The following is a 16524-nucleotide window of genomic DNA, read 5'->3' as shown; positions in this document are numbered from 1 at the left end:
ATATGATTAACTAAAATAATGATTTTCAATATGTAATACAATATCCAGAAATATACATTCTTACAATTTGGGTTATTTATTTATATTATATTCAATCATACTGTTTTTAAAATTTTCATGGGTTGCTATTCTCTATATAAATAAAACACTTCTAAACTTTTTTTCTGGATAAATTGTTATAAATTTCATATTCTATTACCTGAATGTGGGCAGGGTACTTTTTACTATTGAGCATTTGAATTAAACGGGAGCTTTTATTTCTACGGGGAATAACTTTTATCATGCAGTCTTTTTTTAACTTTGAGAGTGTAACATAAATGGGTAAGGACATACTCAACAAAATCTAGTACAACGGCTTATAATAAACATACAATCGTGCTGTGAAATTCATTTAACACGAATTCCTTAAAGGACTTTTTATGTCAATTCCCTATGTGGTTAATGGATTCCCCTTTCCTATCAGTGAAGTAATGCATTATGGGGAAATCTTGTCGAAATTTGGTATTACCTATTGTAATGATGATCCCTGGCTGGAAGTAGGTAATTGCAAACAGGCTCATGGCTGGATCCTATATCTATCAGTATTGTCGCAGGATGCAGGAAAAGTGATTCATGAAGTTGCACCGCTGCTTCAGGCATATCATGTACCTTTTAAACTACTACAGAATAGTAAACTGGTGGATGCCAGTAATGGACAGGGGTTAGGTGTTAAAGATGCGGGGAAGATCTTTATGATTTATCCATCTTCTGTTAAACAGGCTTTATTATTGGCAGAAGAACTGGAACTGGTAACAAAAAACTACGAAGGTATTCTGATAGACAGTTGTCTCAGAATTGGGAGAATACTTTACGCATCTCCCCCACAAGGCCCTGAAACAAAGATGCCGTTTAAAATTCCCAAAGCCTATCGTATCAGGAAACGGAAAGGAATAATTGGCAGATATTATGTGCCCATCCGCTTATTAAAGTTTAGCCCTAAGGGTGATATCAACCTGGGGGTAAACCTGAAAGGATTTTCCTTCACGCCATGTATCATAAAACAGGCTCGTGCAGGATCATTTGTTGATAAATCCGAACGGCGTTCCTTTCATAAACTGCAATGGCAGAAAACCGTACTGGAAGACCTGCAGGACAAAATACCGGTTCCACGTGTAATAGACTTTTGCAGGAAGGGAAATGATTATTATCTGATCACCGAATATATTGAAGGAGAAAGCCTGCTGCAAAAAACCAGCCTGCTACATGGCAATCTCACCTGGAAAGATTTGCCGGCGCATACACGAAATGAATTACTCGATTATTTTCTGCAGATTATAACAATTATCAGCAACCTGCATAAGGCAGGATATCTACACAGGGATATTCAGATTAATAATTTCATTATCAGGAACAAGATCGTGCACATTATTGATTTCGAACTGGCTTATTACATGCCTGCCGGAATACCTCATCCTGCTTTCGGCTTCGGGACAGCGGGCTTTATGTCTCCGCAGCAAAGAATGAGTTTAACGCCCACTACTGCCGAAGACATATTCTCCCTGGGAGCCGTACTTGCCTATATTGTAATAAATCCTAAAAGCGGACAAGAGTTTTCCGGGAATATCTATGACACGCTGTTGAGTGCCGGTATCGAAAACCATCTGCTGGATATTATTATCGGCTGTATGGATCCTGAAGCGGAGAAGAGACCCTCCCTGCCAGCCATTATCAATTTATTAGGAGCAGACACCCTACCGACCAACACCGATAATCTTGTTAAGATATAATACAATACGCCATGAAAAAGAGGGAAATCATCATTAGTACGGTCAGTTTTTTATTCATTGCCATGTTCACGTATGCCGCCGTAAGTAAATGGCTGGGGTTTACTGTTTTTGTTTCGCAGATCAAAAGGCAACCTTTTGATAGTAAATATATACCACTACTGGTATGGGGTATCCCTATTTCAGAAGTACTTGTGTCCCTGCTCATGATGATTGACAGGACCCGCAACATTGGTCTTAAGATTGCTACGGGAATGATGATCTTATTCACAGGTTATATTATCCTGATCCAGCTAAATTACTTTGGAAAAATTCCCTGTGCCTGTGGAGGAGCCATCACTGAGCTGACCTGGATGGAACACCTTTATTTTAACCTGTTCTTTGTATGTGCAGGAATAGTAGCAATTCTGTTGATGAAAAATAAAAAATATAAGCATGAGTAATATACAGGCTGGAGTAAGCTGCAGCTTACAATCTTCATTAAACTGGCAGTGAATCTTTATCAGTAACCTAAAATTTAATGTTATGTCAAGAATGAAATTCGCACTCGCAGCGATTGCTGCGCTCGTTGGAGTAGGTGGGGCTTACGCTACAAGGGTAAAAATACCTGAGCATGCAGCATTACATACCTGGCTGGATAAGAACGGTAACCCCTTTATCATTGCTACTACCGCCCAGGCCGAGCAGGAATGCCCCGGGGATGCAGTATTCTGCTTGAATGCTCAGGACCACCCGACCTTGATTGTTTATAAAGCGCAATAGTTTCCCGTTTAAAACAGGAAGAGCGTATGAAGGGCATTAAAATCCCTCATACACTCTTCTTTATACAATACTAATTATACCCTGGATTCTGTGTAAGATTTTTATTTAACGCCCGTTCACTGCTGGGAATAGGATAAAGTGTATCGGTAACATTCCAACCCTGCTTTCTGTTTTTCAGTATTGCATCTGCCTCCTGTGTTCTTTTTAGATCGAACCAGCGATGTCCCCATTCGGCAAACAGCTCCGTTTGACGTTCCTTTTGTATAGCTACCAGCAACTCCTCTTTACTGATAGATGGATTCTTGATGGATACCAATGGCAATCCTGCTCTGCTGCGGATACTGTCAAGATCCTGTACAGCCCCTGTAAGATTTTCCTGGTTTGCCCTGGCTTCTGACCGGATAAGGTATTGTTCGGCTAGCCTAAGCACTATATAGTATTCTGTAGGTACATAGTTTGGGTCAAAGTCAGCCTTCAGTTTATACTTATAAGGATAAGTGTATTGCACCCCACCGACCGTTTTATTATTAATCCAGCTGGACAATCGTTTATCACCCGGTTCAAATGCATTCAACTGATAACCGGAAAAAGAATACAAAGGGATAGTAGAACTGCCAGCTGTGGGAACAAACATATTTCCTTCCGTGGTATTGTAACCGGTTGATACAGGCATGAATTGAAAAATACTTTCTTCGCTGTTATATACAAATACATTATTCAGATTCTTTTCCAGGAAGTAATTACCGGAATTGATTACCTGGCTTGCTGCATTCTCTGCTTCAGCCCAGTTTCCGCCATATAAATGGATCCTTGCCAGTAAACCTGTAGCAGCCCATTTATTAGGCCTCACCCGGTTTATAGTAGGATATGCGGGACTGAGTAAATTTATCGCAATAGTAAGATCATCTTTCATCTGGGACTTAATAATGGTTGTACTGCTTCTTGCTAGCGTGGCATTGGTAACGTAATCCGTTTTAAGCACCAGTGGAACATCCCCGAAAAGATTAATAAGGTTAAAATAAATGAGCGCCCTGATAAAGTGAGATTCTCCCAGCAACTGGTTCTTTGTAGCAGATGACAGTCCTTTGCTGGCATTGAGCCCTTCAATGCAGGCATTTGTTTGATATACCAGACTGTAAGCATTATACCACAAATTTGTTTTTATAAATGAGTTTGAAGATTCAATAGAATTGACAAAAAACTCTATAGCAGTAGGGTCACTGCCATTATAAATAAACTCGTCTGCAGACAATCCTGCACTCATCGTTATACCGCCATTTAAAAAACTGGTAGTTGCAATCATTGCTCTGGAATAGATTCCTGTAACCGCAGCGATAGCAGTGGTATCATGTTTAAAAACCTCATCGTTCGCAATCTTGTTGGGCGGCCCGTCCACATGGGTAAATTTTTCACAACCTACCAGGAGCATTACAAACAATACACAGGAAATATAATTAACTAATTGTTTCATAACAGTGAATTGTTATTGTTATCTTTTATTGGTTGACTATATGACTCATTTTAAAAGTTGAACTGTACACCTGTTCTTATCGTTCTAAGTGGTGGCAACGAAAAGTAGTATGGCGTTTCAGGATCAAACCCCTTATATCGCGTAAAAGTAAACAGGTTCTGTCCCTGGATATAGAAACGTACCTGTTTCAATCTCAACTTATCTGCCATTGCCTTCGTCATTGTATAAGAAAGGGAAACATTTCTGAGTTTCACGTATGCGCCATTACTATATGCTTCATCAGAAAAAACAACATTGCTTTTTGCTGCATATGCCGCACTGCTCACAGAGGCTGTATATTTCTGGCCACTGGAAGCGTCTCCCTCTTTTTGCCAGCGATCCAGTATGGAAGTAGCCTGATTGGATAAAAGACCAGGTATAAGATTGTTCAAATAGATGGCAAATAAATAATTGGGAACTGTCTGTTTCTTAAACTCTAAAAAGATGTCAAGTGAAAATGCACGAAACCTGAATGAATTACCAACACCACCATAATATGCAGGGTCCTGTTTCCCTACAACCTGGTAGTCGTTAGTATCATATAAACCATCCTTATTAACATCTTCGAATGTAAAAAGCCCGGTTGTTTTATCAACCCCCGATGAACGGAGTCTCTTAAGAACATTCACGGAAGAACCCACATTATAACGGGAACTGTAGGATGAATTTTCAATTTCCGGATAACTTACCAGCCTATTGTACGGCACCGTTAGATTCGCTGAGATTGTCCAGGTAGTAAGAGGCTTTTTGATAATATCTGCTGTTAATTCAAACTCCCAGCCTCTGTTAATGATCACGGCCGGCCAATTTTTAGTAATTGTCAGAAAGCCTGTAGTTGCGGGCAAGGGATATTCGAGTAATTGATTATCACTCCGGTTTCTGTAATAAGTAACGGAAGCAAACAGCCGGTTATCAAAAGTACCTAACTCCAGGGCAGCCGTCAGCTTCTTATTCCGCTCCCAGGAAAAGTCACGATTAAATAGTGTAACGGGCAGAAGAGAATTAATATTCTGATAAGGCCTTAATGATATAGACGACCACAAATTCAAAAACCGGTAATCGCCAATCTGGTCATTCCCGGTTATACCATAACTACCTCTAAGTTTACCAAAATCCAGGAAGCCTGATAATCCTTTGGCAAATGTTTCATTGGTAAATATCCATGCGGCCCCTACAGAGCCAAAGTTATTGGATTTTTTACCTGGCCCGAAACGACTTGATCCGTCTCTTCTTGCTGATATATTTACGATGTACCTGTCATTATAATTATAGTTTAAACGGCCGAACATGGCTGCATACTTATAATTCGCACGATTATCAGAAATAGTATTAACGGAAGCCGCGGCATCAAGTGAATTTAATAGCGCTTCATCAGTATAGCCAATTCCCATCAGATTTTTGATACTGGTTTTACTATACTGCCAGGACGCGCCTACCAGGAAGGAGACTTTCCCAAATGGGAATAATCTGAAATAATCCAGTTGTGGTTCAATAATATAACTTTCAAAGTTACCGGAAGCAAAACTAGCTGAACTTGTTTTATCAGAAGTAGTAAAAGGATTCTGTGCGGATAACGGATTCTGCGAATTCTCTTTTGTAGTTAACCTGTTATAACCGAAACTGGAACGAAAAGTCAATCCCTCAAATATCCGGTAACCCAGTTTTAAACTGGCTAATGCATTGTATGTTTTGATATCGTACTTCTTCAAAAATTCTGCCAGCGGATTATTAAAATATGCCCCATTTTCTGCCCAATTAAGATGCCCCGATACATCATGCAAATCCGGCGCATTTGGAGGCAACAAAATACTGGCTAAAACGGCGTTATACAACCGGTTGTTATCAAGGGAATACTTACCGTTAAAATCAACAGTAAAATGTTTATCAGTTGACTTATGATTAAGCATAAAGTCGAATGTTCCTCTCTTATAACCAACATCTGATTCTGACGGAAATACGGACGATTCATGATGAGCACTTGTACTTCCGAAAAATTGTGTATTGGCATTACCTCCTGAAATATTAAAATTTGCATCCGTAGTATAGGCAGTTCCTCCCATTAAGAATTTCTGCCAGTTTACATACCTTTTCTGGTCCCAGACTTTCAGATCAGGTGCATAACCAACGCTACCCAACACATCGTTTGGAGTGATGCCATCATTAGCCAAAGCCTCTTTCCTCATTTCCAGGTATTCCGGCGTAGAAAGCAAAGGCTCCATGTGAGCCACCTTGCCGATACCTGTAGAAACACTTACCTGACTAATGGCCTTCCCCTCCTTTCCACGTTTTGTAGTAATCAGTATTACACAATTTGCACCACGGCTGCCATAAATAGCAGTGGCATCAGCATCTTTCAATACTTCTATACTCTCAATATCAGCAGGATTAATACCATTAAAAGGACTGATTCCACCTTCATCATAATTCTGAGATGCAATAGAAACAAGTATGTCTATCTTCTTACTAATTGGCGTAATGGGTACTCCATCAATAATATACAAAGGCTCGGAAGCATTAATCAGTGAATTCCGTCCACGGACCTGCGTTGAAAAACTGGTACCAGCTATTCCGCTGGATTGGGTAACGACTAATCCGGTAATCCGGCCCTGTAAAGCAGACAGAAAACTGGTGACCGGCTGATGACTAATCTCATTTCCTGACACTTTACTGATACTTCCCGTATTCAACCGCTTTGAGGTGATTCCATAAGCCATCACAACAGCCTCATCTAAACGGGTATTGGAAGGGACTAACCGTATCCGGATAGAATCGTCCGGGCTGGCCGATATCTCCTGTTGAACATACCCAGTATAAGTAATGATCAGTACCGCTTTCTTAATTTTGGTTGTTATGCTGAAATGCCCCAGTGCATCCGTGCTGCTGCCAAGGTCTGTCTTATACAGTCTGACGTTAGCACCCAAAAGAGGATTATTGGAGTTGTCTGTAACAGTGCCTTTAATTGTTGACAGATCAGTACTACTCTCTGGTTGAAGCGGAGTTTCAGATACTTTGAAAAATGTAATGATCTTTCCATCTGCCACCCATTTGAACTTTTCACCCAGCAGTTCATACAATACATTCTGAACAGTTTCATTCTTAACGTGAATAGTGTATCGTTCCTTTACATCAAGCTGTTTATCCGAAAATGTAAAATAAAGACCCGATTGTTTTTTGATCCGCTTAAAAATAAGTTGCAGCGGTTGACTATCTTCTGACAAGCTGACGCGCGAATACACGCCCAGCTCATTTTTCTGTGCCTTCGTTATTGTACTTACATTCAAAAAAAACAGCATGAGTAGTACCCCATAGAGAGTACTGAGCGTTTTTTGTGTCTTTTGCATAGTATTCAGGTAAGGATACTGTTTGTTTTGGTGAGGTTAGATAATGTGATCAAGATATATGACGGTTCCGATTCATAAAGAGTGCTACTAATTCATACGTGTTTAAACATTAAACTAAATGAGATAACTTCCATTGATCACCGAAACCCTTTCAGGAAGGGCTACTTTCCCCCAATATTGCAATCCATTACAGATTCTGGTCCGAATTTAATTTCCTACGGTTCATTCTGAGATGCAAAAAATTAAGTATTTTTAACTAATAAATTCCATTACTTAACACCCCCAACTTATGAGGTACACCGAACCGTCAGGCCTAAGATTTCTGTTGTCATGTAATTTAATTAAAAGAAATTGCAACCAAAGCAAAAACTAGAAGATTTAGAGTTATTCCGCCTGATTCAGGCCGGAGATGAAGGTGCATTCTCACAAATACATGATAAATATTTTCATACTATTTACCTGAGTGCCTATGTTGTTCTCCGTGAACATGCTGAGGCCGAAGATGTAGCACAGGAAGTACTTATAACCTTCTGGAACAGGAGAAACAAAATACATATTGAGTCTACCTTATCTGCTTACCTCACAAAGGCAGCCCACAATCTAAGCCTGAATAAATATAATCACAACCAAAAAAATAAAAAGCGCAACAGGCGGTATTCGGAGGAGGCTGGCACTATTGAACCACCATCCACATCTACAACTGAAGAATGGCAGGATGCCCTTAACGATGCAATAAAAGAACTCCCCGAAATGAGTCGCCGTTCTATAGAAATGGTTTACTGGGAAAAAAGATCCCATAAAGAAGTAGCTGAAATTACCGGGCTCTCGGTAAATACTATAAAAACACAGATTTATACCTCCATCAAAAATATACGCGAAAAACTGCGTTCAAAATAATTTTTGCCCCCTCTCATACTTTTGGCCTTTTAGGTTTGTCTAAATAATACAGTATTTATGAATTTCAATGCCCTTGACATACAACACCTCATTATCGCCGATATTTCGGGATCAATCACAGCAGAAGAAAAAGCTCAGCTGGAGAGGTTAATGAGTGAATACGCTGTGATCAGGCAGCGTTATGAACAACTTAAAAAGGAATTAGCGGTTGTAAATACCGCATCTGTGAGAGAAAAACATGCTAGCAGCAGCAAGCTTTTAGAGATCGCTCACCGCAGGAAAAGAAATAAAACAATCCGGAACCGGTCTATAGCAGCATGTATAACCGGAATTTGTATCCTGGGCGGATTAACGTATTACCAGTATACACAGCAAATTCCGGAACAGATTGCATTGCTGCATGATAAGAATGTAGAGTTGATAATTGGAGATAAAAAGGTTGATCTGGAATGTGAAACATGTGACATTAATGCCAATGGTTATGTTTTACATAGTAATAATAAACAGCTGACATATACCGGAGCCAATGGAGAAGCAACTTTAGCAACATTGACCGTGCCAGCAGGCAAGTATTACAATGTTGTACTTGACGATGGTACAATTGTTTCCATGAATGCGGCGTCAAAACTTAAGTTTCCCATGAAATTTAAGGGTAATACAAGGGAAATTACTATTTCAGGAGAGGCATATCTTCAGATTGCCCTGGATGCAAGTCATCCTTTTATAGTCCATTTACCTGATAGTTATGTACAAGTGCTGGGTACTGAATTTAACGTGAATACTTACGATAGCGGCACAGTTAAAGTGTCGCTGGTAAAGGGAAAAGTAAAAATGAATGCAGGTACAGACAGTATAATTCTTCAGGAAGGCAATGCTGCATCCTACACAGGAACAGCGCTGAAAGTGGATCCGTTTGATGAGAATGAAGTGTTGAGCTGGAAAAGCGGTATGCTTACTTTCTCCGGGATTTCGATTGATGAAATTGCCCGGAAGATCCTCCCCAGGTATCTTGATATACACCTGGTGATCGATCCTTCAGCATCTGGCAAAAAGTTTACAGGTGTAATAGACCGTAACAAGCCAATTGAAGATTTTCTGTATCACTTAACTATTACAAATGAAATTACTCATTATACTAAAAATGGGGTTATTCATCTGCAATGATTTGTTTCCCACTTGCAAAACTATCCTGTGATGACCCTTCTTTTTTATCTCGGGAAAGAGATAGTTCCTCATTATAACCTAATTATTAGTTTAGTAAAAACTAAACACTTTCGCCCTCTGTTTGTTACCCCATTTTTTTTAACCTGCCACCAGTAAATGGTGCTGGTATTTATTAAATCGTCTAAAATAAAGCATTGAATGTTACAGTTGCCGCTTGTTCAGTTCCTGCGTTCAGATGCAGGTGAGATAATTAAACTAATAGGAATCCTGTCAACAGTTCTCATTTCGATCATAGTTCTTATTATTACTGTTAAAAGTTTCCGGAGCAGAACTTATACAAATCAGATCACGTCTCTGAAGGCGAAGTACATCGAAGATCTGCGCCAGCATCTGGCAGAATATTTATCACTTGCATTAGAATGTAATAAGGCCATCTTTAATGAGAAGTATAGAAGCATGAGCGAAAAACATCAATTATTAAAAGACCTGGATCATAAATATGCTCTCATTACATTGTTTCTGAATAACAGGAATCCCATAGATAGAAAACTATACGATTATATCCAGGAAATCAGGCTGGCAGCCATCACGCAAAAGGGCAACGGATGGAAAATTGAAGACACAATTCAACAATTGGTTAACTACGGGCAACAGGTGTTACTACTGGAATGGAAAAACCTTAAGAAAGATGCCAGATATGGATCCATCCGTCAGTATAAAATAAATAATATCAAGGAAGACTTTGTGGCTTCAACCATAGACAATCATAATTAATGGTCATTCAATGGTAGCCCTTTCCGCTGAAAGTCTTTCCAGTTCATGTATTCATCCCCTTTCCGTTGCTCTGTCATTGTAATACAGTTATCAACCGGACAAACCAACTTACATAAGTTACACCCTACACATTCATCCTCCTTAATAGTATAAGTGTTGTAAGGATTGCCATAAGAAAGGTTGATAGCCTGATGAGATCCATCCTCACAGCCAATAAAACATAAGCCGCAATGAATACATTTATCCTGGTTGATATGGGCAACAATATGATAGTTGATGTCAAGTTCCTCCCAATTTGTTAAAGCAGGTACTGATTTTCCGATAAAATCATTAATCGTTTTAAAACCCTTTTCATCCATCCAGTTGTTTAATCCATCACACATATCTTCAATAATACGAAACCCATATTTCATAGCCGCTGTACATACCTGCAGGGTGGTCGCACCCAGCAGCATAAACTCTACCGCATCTTTCCAGGTCTCGATACCACCAATGCCTGATACCGGAACCCGGGATGTGATTTTATCCTGACTGATAGTCGTCAGCATTTTCAAAGCAATAGGTTTTACAGCAGGCCCGCAATAACCACCAAAAGTAGAGCGTCCGCCTACATTCGGATTAGGCACAAAAGTATCCAGATCCACACCAGTCACAGACTGAATGGTATTGATCAATGATAAAGCATGCGTGCCCGCTTCTACCGCAGCTCTGCCCGTTGGCACCACAGAATGTACATTGGGCGTAAGTTTGGTAATAACCGGGATGGTGGCAGCTTCCATCACCCATTCCACCACCTGCCTGGCAATTTCAGGATCTTGTCCTACTGCAGCTCCCATACCTCTTTCCGTCATCCCGTGCGGACAACCAAAATTCAATTCCAGGCCATGCGCTCCGGTATCTTCTACCTGCCGGATCAGCTGATGCCAGCTTTGACGGTCATTATCAGCCATCAGTGAAACGATCATCGCCCTGTCAGGAAATAATCTTATACATTCCTTAATCTCCTTCAGATTAAGATCCAGCGGCCGGTCACTGATTAATTCTATATTGTTGAATCCCATTACACGACTACCATTATAATCCACCGCCGAATACCGGGACGATACATTCTTTACCTGGCTACCCAGTGTTTTCCATACCACGCCACCCCAACCGGCTTCAAAAGCACGCAATACATTTATTTTCTTATCCGTAGGTGGTGCACTTGCCAGCCAGAATGGATTGGGCGATTTGATACCGAGAAAATTTGCTGATATATCTGCCATATAAATAGTTTAAAACAGGTATTCCAATATTAATTCTGCCCCTTCTTTTCCGGCCTGTATAGCATCTACCACTTCCTTTCCACCGTTCACACAATCTCCGCCGGCAAACACTCCTTTAATATTAGTGACACTTTCTATTTTCCCCTTGTCGTTCTCCAGATGATTGCTGTGCACCAATTGTTCAAATGGCATTTGTCCTGTAGCTTTGATCACCATATCAACCGGCAGTGTAATGATTTCATCCGTGATCACCGGAGTAGGACGACCGTTAGCAGAGGCTTCCAGTTTCATTACATGACACACCAACCGCGTCACTTTTCCGTTTTCTCCAAGGATCTCTTTAGGCGCAGCCAACCAGATAATTTTACAGCCATCTAATTTTGCAATATTCAACTCCGCCTCAGTACAAGGCATCTCCTGCTGTGTTCTTCTATATACCAGGGTCACCTCTTTTGCACCCAGCCGTTTTGCCTGTGTAGCAGCATCGATGGCTGTCATCCCCATACCAATCACAGCTACCATATCTCCCACGGGTATCGCCGGATAATTATTCGTTCTGATATCGTAAATAAAGTTGATAGCATTAACAACACCACTCAGTTGTTCCCCAGGTATTTCAAGCTGCCGTGCCAGTCCCACACCAAACGCCAGATAAACCGCATCATAGTTATTTTGCAATGTATCCAGGGTAATATCCTTTCCCAGTTCCTGGTTGTATAAAATTTCAATACCTCCAAGAGAAAGAATATAGTCTACCTCTTCCTCACAAAACTGCGGCGTAACTTTATAGGCAGCAATCCCGTAAGTCATTAATCCCCCACCTTTACTTTCCTTTTCATAGATTGTTACATCTACCCCTTCTCTTGATAACGCATGTGCACAACTCAGGCCCGCAGGGCCCGCACCTACAATGGCAACCTTTTTACCTGTTGATTGTTTCCGTTCAAACAAAGGCCATTTTTCCCGGATTACTTTGTCCGTTGCATAACGTTGCAATTTTGCAATAGGGATAGCTTCTTCCTCCATCAGATTGAACACACAGGCACCCTCACATAATTTCTCTACCGGGCAAACCCTGGAACAACCGCCACCCATAATATTAGCTGTCAGAATTGTATAAGCAGCACCTTTCATATTATCTGTTGTGATCTGCTTAATAAACTTAGGCACGTTAATACTGGTAGGACAACTTTTTGTACAAGGCGCATCATAGCAAAACAGGCAACGATTGGCTTCTACCAAAGCAGCACTGTGCGATTCAAACGGCGGATGTATATCGCCGAATTGCTGTTTGTATTCATCATCAGTTAATCTGTTATTGCGTAGCGGCATAATAGTAATTTATAGTTCGGTTATTTTCCCATAAGTTTCCGGCCTTCTGTCTCTGAAGAACTGCCATACACTTCTTACTTCTTCAATCATCCCCAGGTCAAATGATGCTATTAATAATTCATCCTTATCTTCTGAAGCGCTTGCGAATATTTGTCCACGTGGATCTACAAAATAAGAGGACCCATAAAATTTACCCAGGTTCCAGGGCTTCTCCACTCCCACGCGGTTAATGCATCCCATAAAATAACCATTGGCAGCAGCATGAGCAGGTTGCTCCAGCTTCCACAAGTATTGCGATAATCCGGCTACCGTAGCAGATGGATTGTATACGATTTCAGCACCATTTAATCCCAGGCACCTGGCTCCATCAGGGAAATGACGATCGTAACAGATATAAATACCCACTTTTGCATACCGGGTCTGGAATACAGGATAACCTAAGTTACCAGGCTTAAAGAAGAATTTTTCCCAGAAGCCGGAGGTATGCGGAATATGATTTTTACGGTACTTGCCAAGGTAAGTACCATCAGCATCAATAATAGCAGCAGTATTATATAACACACCGGCCTGTTCTTTTTCATACACCGGCACAATGATCACCATGTTGTATTTTGCAGCATAAGCAGCTATCCTTTCTGTAGTAGGCCCAGGCACACTTTCGGCCGACTGATACCAGGCACTGTCTTGTCCCGGACAAAAATATGGAGTATTGAAAATTTCCTGCAAACACAGGATCTGCACTCCTTTTTCCCCTGCCTCTTCTATCAGCGGAATATGTTTTTGAAACATCGCCTCTTTGATTTCCTCAATAGTTCCTTCGCCTTCTGTTTTAGGCAAGCTCATTTGAATTAATCCTGATTTAATAATACGCGACATGATGATTATTTTAGCGTTTAAATAATGGCACTTGTTTTTTTACGTTTAATGAATTGCCCATAACCTTTAGGCACCATACATTCTCCATTATCCACAGCAACTTTTCCTCTTAATAAAACTGTTTTTACTTTTCCATTTATTTCCCATCCTTCATAAGCAGAATAATCCACGTTCATATGATGCGTAGATGCAGAAAGAGAATGTTTCTGGGCAGGATCAAAAATGATGATATCAGCATCGCTCCCAATAGCAATAGTCCCTTTACGCGGAAACATTCCAAAGATCTTAGCAGGATTGGTACAGGCTATCTCCACATATTTATTCAGTGTAATTTTCTTTTTATGTACACCCTCACTATATAATAATTCCATCCGGTTCTCTATAGCAGGATGACCATTAGGAATTTTAGAAAAATCATCTTTCCCCATTTCTTTTTGTTTCCACATAAAAGGACAATGGTCTGTCGCCACCACATTTACCAGTCCCTGGTTAATACCGGCCCATAATGTTTCCTGATCTTTCTTTTCACGCAAAGGAGGGCTCATTACCCATTTAGCACTCTCAAAACCTTTATCATAATAAGAAGCATCCAGCAGCAGATATTGAATACAGGTTTCCACAAATACTTTCTGGTTTCTCTTTGTAGCATTACGCACAGCATTTAATGCACCCTCGCAGGTAAGGTGTACAATATAACCGGGACATCCTGTATAATTAGCAATATCCGTAAAGCGGCCCGATGCTTCAGCCTCTGTAACTTCCGGTTGGGAAAGATAATGGTAGAGTGGTGAAAGTTTTCCTTCCGCTTTATTCTGCGCCACGAGATAATCAATCATATCTCCATTGGTTGCATGTACGGTAACCAGTCCGCCCTGACGTTTTACCTCCTGCATTAAAGCAGTCATCTGGCGGTCGTCAATCATCAGCGCACCTTTATACGCCATAAATGTTTTGAAAGAAGTGATACCTTCCTCTTCAACCATTTCTCTTATTTCTCCTTTAGTATGTTCATTGAAATCAGTCACCGCCATGTGAAAACTGTAATCGCCCACAGCAGTTCCACGTGCCCTGCCATTCCATTCATTAAGCGCTTCTTTCAAAGAATGTCCCTGTTTCTGCAATACAAAATCAATCACTGTAGTAGTACCGCCATGTAAAGCAGCACGTGTACCAGATTCGTGAGTATCGCTGGAAAAGGTACCCATGAAAGGCATATCCAGGTGAACATGCGGATCAATACCACCGGGCATTACCAGCATACCAGATGCATCTATTACCTGCCCTGCCTGTTGCGTAAGGTTTTTACCGATTGCAGTTATTACTTCTCCCTCTATCAGGATATCAGCAATGTAATCGTCTGTAGCAGTAATGACTCTACCATTTTTAATTAGCAATGACATAATTGATTTTATAAGAACGCATGATGATAAAATAACTGATCCCGGAGATAAAGAAGCCCACGAACCAGGCATAACTGTATATTCCGGTAATCCATTGAGGCAAAGTACCAGCAGGTATTACTCCGATAATAGTCAGGAAACCGGGGATATTGGGAAGGATTCCCAATATCAGTGTTATTAGTGCATAGCGGTTAAAGCCACCATAAATACCAGTAGGATTATACAATTCATCAACATCCAGCTGTTGTTTGCGGATCAGGTAATAATCAGCGATCATGATACCGCCAACAGGACCCAGTAAGCTGGAATAACCCACTAACCATGTAAAGATATAACCCGTAGGATCGGCCACCAGTTTCCAGGGGAAAATGAGAATACCAATAATGCCGGTGATATATCCACCGGTACGAAAGTTGATCTTTGAAGGAGAGAGATTTGCAAAATCATTAGCAGGGCTCACGATATTCGCAGCGATGTTTGTTGCCAGCGTTGATACAGCCACTGCAATCATAGCAATACTCACCAGAATTTTACTATCAAATTTTCCCGCCAGTACAACGGGATCCCAGATCGTAGAACCATAGACGATAGTTGTAGCGGAAGTAACCACTACACCAATAAATGAAAATAAAGTCATAGAAGTAGGCAGACCTAGAGCCTGTCCTTTTATCTGTGCCCGCTGGTTAACAGCGTATCTGGTAAAATCAGGAATGTTTAAAGAGAGTGTAGCCCAGAAACCCACCATAGCTGTTAATCCTGGAATAAAGAAAGCCCAGAAAGCAGCAGGTGACTGAAATTTTGACGGCTGAGTAAGAATGGGGCCCAGTCCGCCTTTCACGGCAGTAATAGCCCAGTATAATAATGCCAGTGCCGCAATGGGAAGGAAAATTGCTTTAAACACCAGCAGTTTTTTAATACTGTTGATGCCCAGGTATACCACATACATATTCAGGAACCAGAATAACAGAAAACAAATAGCCGGCCCTGTAGGTAAACTGAATGACGGAGGAAAAACAGGAGGCAGTGTTTCCAGAGAAGGGATCCATAACCGGAACATCTGGAAAAGCGCAAATCCGCCAATCCATGTTTGAATACCAAACCATCCACAGGCAACAATCGCGCGGAGCATAGCCGGAATATTGGCCCCTTTTGTACCAAAGCTGGCCCGTGCAAATACAGGAAACGGAATACCATATTTAGCCCCGGCATGACCATTTAATATCATAGGGATCAGCACCACGGTATTACCTGCGAAGATAGTGAGAATGGCCTGCCACCAGTTCATTCCACCCTCTATCAATGAACTCGCCAGCATATAGGTAGGAATGCATAAACTCATGCTGATCCATAAAGCCGCGTAGTTCCAGGTATTCCAGGTTCTTTTGGAAGCAGGTACCGGCGCAAGATCTTCGCTAAATAATCCAGCCATATTGGAAGTTT

General features: G+C 40.9%; 13 protein-coding genes. 6 read left to right on the top strand and 7 right to left on the bottom strand.

Annotated elements, in window-relative coordinates:
* The first annotated feature begins 419 nt into the window (after positions 1 to 419).
* From BM176_RS23110 to BM176_RS23100, 3 genes are all read left to right on the top strand, one after another.
* The gene (locus BM176_RS23110; RefSeq protein WP_090106708.1) at positions 420 to 1766 is read left to right on the top strand and encodes a serine/threonine protein kinase; all 1347 of its coding nucleotides are present in this window, start codon (positions 420 to 422) and stop codon (positions 1764 to 1766) included.
* Between the two features lie 11 nt (positions 1767 to 1777).
* Entirely contained in the window at positions 1778 to 2206 is a 429-nt protein-coding gene (locus tag BM176_RS23105; protein ID WP_143097890.1) for a MauE/DoxX family redox-associated membrane protein, read from the top strand.
* An 82-nt stretch (positions 2207 to 2288) separates the two neighbouring features.
* Complete coding sequence (locus BM176_RS23100) at positions 2289 to 2525, top strand: hypothetical protein (RefSeq protein WP_143097889.1); 237 nt, start codon at positions 2289 to 2291, stop codon at positions 2523 to 2525.
* Between the two features lie 70 nt (positions 2526 to 2595).
* Here BM176_RS23100 and BM176_RS23095 read toward each other — a convergent pair whose 3' ends face one another.
* Positions 2596 to 3996 carry a RagB/SusD family nutrient uptake outer membrane protein gene (locus BM176_RS23095; RefSeq protein ID WP_090106705.1) on the bottom strand — a complete coding sequence of 467 codons (1401 nt, stop codon included), beginning with the start codon at positions 3994 to 3996 and terminating at the stop codon, positions 2596 to 2598.
* Positions 3997 to 4046: 50 nt separating this feature from the next.
* The gene (locus BM176_RS23090; RefSeq protein ID WP_090106704.1) at positions 4047 to 7376 is read right to left on the bottom strand and encodes a SusC/RagA family TonB-linked outer membrane protein; all 3330 of its coding nucleotides are present in this window, start codon (positions 7374 to 7376) and stop codon (positions 4047 to 4049) included.
* A 351-nt stretch (positions 7377 to 7727) separates the two neighbouring features.
* On the opposite strand from BM176_RS23090, the gene BM176_RS23085 reads away from it, so the two are divergent.
* From BM176_RS23085 to BM176_RS23075, 3 genes are all read left to right on the top strand, one after another.
* Complete coding sequence (locus BM176_RS23085; protein WP_090106703.1) at positions 7728 to 8273, top strand: RNA polymerase sigma factor; 546 nt, start codon at positions 7728 to 7730, stop codon at positions 8271 to 8273.
* 57 nt (positions 8274 to 8330) lie between these two features.
* Entirely contained in the window at positions 8331 to 9437 is a 1107-nt protein-coding gene (locus BM176_RS23080) for a FecR domain-containing protein (protein ID WP_090106702.1), read from the top strand.
* 198 nt (positions 9438 to 9635) lie between these two features.
* Positions 9636 to 10211: a hypothetical protein gene (locus BM176_RS23075; protein WP_090106701.1), complete on the top strand. Its 576-nt coding sequence runs from the start codon at positions 9636 to 9638 to the stop codon at positions 10209 to 10211.
* Here the strand turns inward: BM176_RS23075 and preA are convergent.
* From preA to BM176_RS23050, 5 genes are read right to left on the bottom strand one after another with little or no spacing between them, the layout of a single operon-like run.
* Entirely contained in the window at positions 10208 to 11476 is a 1269-nt protein-coding gene (preA, locus tag BM176_RS23070) for an NAD-dependent dihydropyrimidine dehydrogenase subunit PreA (protein WP_090106700.1), read from the bottom strand. The genes BM176_RS23075 and preA overlap by 4 nt on opposite strands.
* Positions 11477 to 11485: 9 nt before the next feature.
* Complete coding sequence (locus BM176_RS23065; protein ID WP_090106699.1) at positions 11486 to 12808, bottom strand: NAD(P)-dependent oxidoreductase; 1323 nt, start codon at positions 12806 to 12808, stop codon at positions 11486 to 11488.
* 9 nt (positions 12809 to 12817) lie between these two features.
* Positions 12818 to 13684, bottom strand: coding sequence for a nitrilase-related carbon-nitrogen hydrolase (locus BM176_RS23060; RefSeq protein WP_177230504.1), 867 nt, complete (start codon positions 13682 to 13684; stop codon positions 12818 to 12820).
* Between the two features lie 17 nt (positions 13685 to 13701).
* On the bottom strand, positions 13702 to 15084 hold the full coding sequence (gene hydA / locus BM176_RS23055) for a dihydropyrimidinase (protein WP_090106697.1): 1383 nt from the start codon (positions 15082 to 15084) through the stop codon (positions 13702 to 13704).
* The gene (locus BM176_RS23050) at positions 15068 to 16513 is read right to left on the bottom strand and encodes an NCS1 family nucleobase:cation symporter-1 (RefSeq protein WP_090106696.1); all 1446 of its coding nucleotides are present in this window, start codon (positions 16511 to 16513) and stop codon (positions 15068 to 15070) included. Before BM176_RS23050 ends, hydA begins: the two co-directional genes overlap by 17 nt.
* Between the last annotated feature and the right edge of the window lie 11 nt (positions 16514 to 16524).

Source organism: Chitinophaga sp. CF118 (assembly GCF_900112615.1).
Taxonomy (GTDB): Bacteria; Bacteroidota; Bacteroidia; order Chitinophagales; family Chitinophagaceae; genus Chitinophaga.
This window is presented reverse-complemented; position numbering and strand designations above follow the sequence as displayed.

Coding starts and splice junctions, on each gene's coding strand:
- preA (WP_090106700.1), bottom strand. CDS start 11,476: ATGGCAGATATATCAGCAAATTTTCTCGGTATCAAATCGCCCAATCCA.
- hydA (WP_090106697.1), bottom strand. CDS start 15,084: ATGTCATTGCTAATTAAAAATGGTAGAGTCATTACTGCTACAGACGAT.
- BM176_RS23100 (WP_143097889.1), top strand. CDS start 2,289: ATGTCAAGAATGAAATTCGCACTCGCAGCGATTGCTGCGCTCGTTGGA.
- BM176_RS23110 (WP_090106708.1), top strand. CDS start 420: ATGTCAATTCCCTATGTGGTTAATGGATTCCCCTTTCCTATCAGTGAA.
- BM176_RS23075 (WP_090106701.1), top strand. CDS start 9,636: ATGTTACAGTTGCCGCTTGTTCAGTTCCTGCGTTCAGATGCAGGTGAG.
- BM176_RS23050 (WP_090106696.1), bottom strand. CDS start 16,513: ATGGCTGGATTATTTAGCGAAGATCTTGCGCCGGTACCTGCTTCCAAA.
- BM176_RS23080 (WP_090106702.1), top strand. CDS start 8,331: ATGAATTTCAATGCCCTTGACATACAACACCTCATTATCGCCGATATT.
- BM176_RS23105 (WP_143097890.1), top strand. CDS start 1,778: ATGAAAAAGAGGGAAATCATCATTAGTACGGTCAGTTTTTTATTCATT.
- BM176_RS23065 (WP_090106699.1), bottom strand. CDS start 12,808: ATGCCGCTACGCAATAACAGATTAACTGATGATGAATACAAACAGCAA.
- BM176_RS23060 (WP_177230504.1), bottom strand. CDS start 13,684: ATGTCGCGTATTATTAAATCAGGATTAATTCAAATGAGCTTGCCTAAA.
- BM176_RS23095 (WP_090106705.1), bottom strand. CDS start 3,996: ATGAAACAATTAGTTAATTATATTTCCTGTGTATTGTTTGTAATGCTC.
- BM176_RS23090 (WP_090106704.1), bottom strand. CDS start 7,376: ATGCAAAAGACACAAAAAACGCTCAGTACTCTCTATGGGGTACTACTC.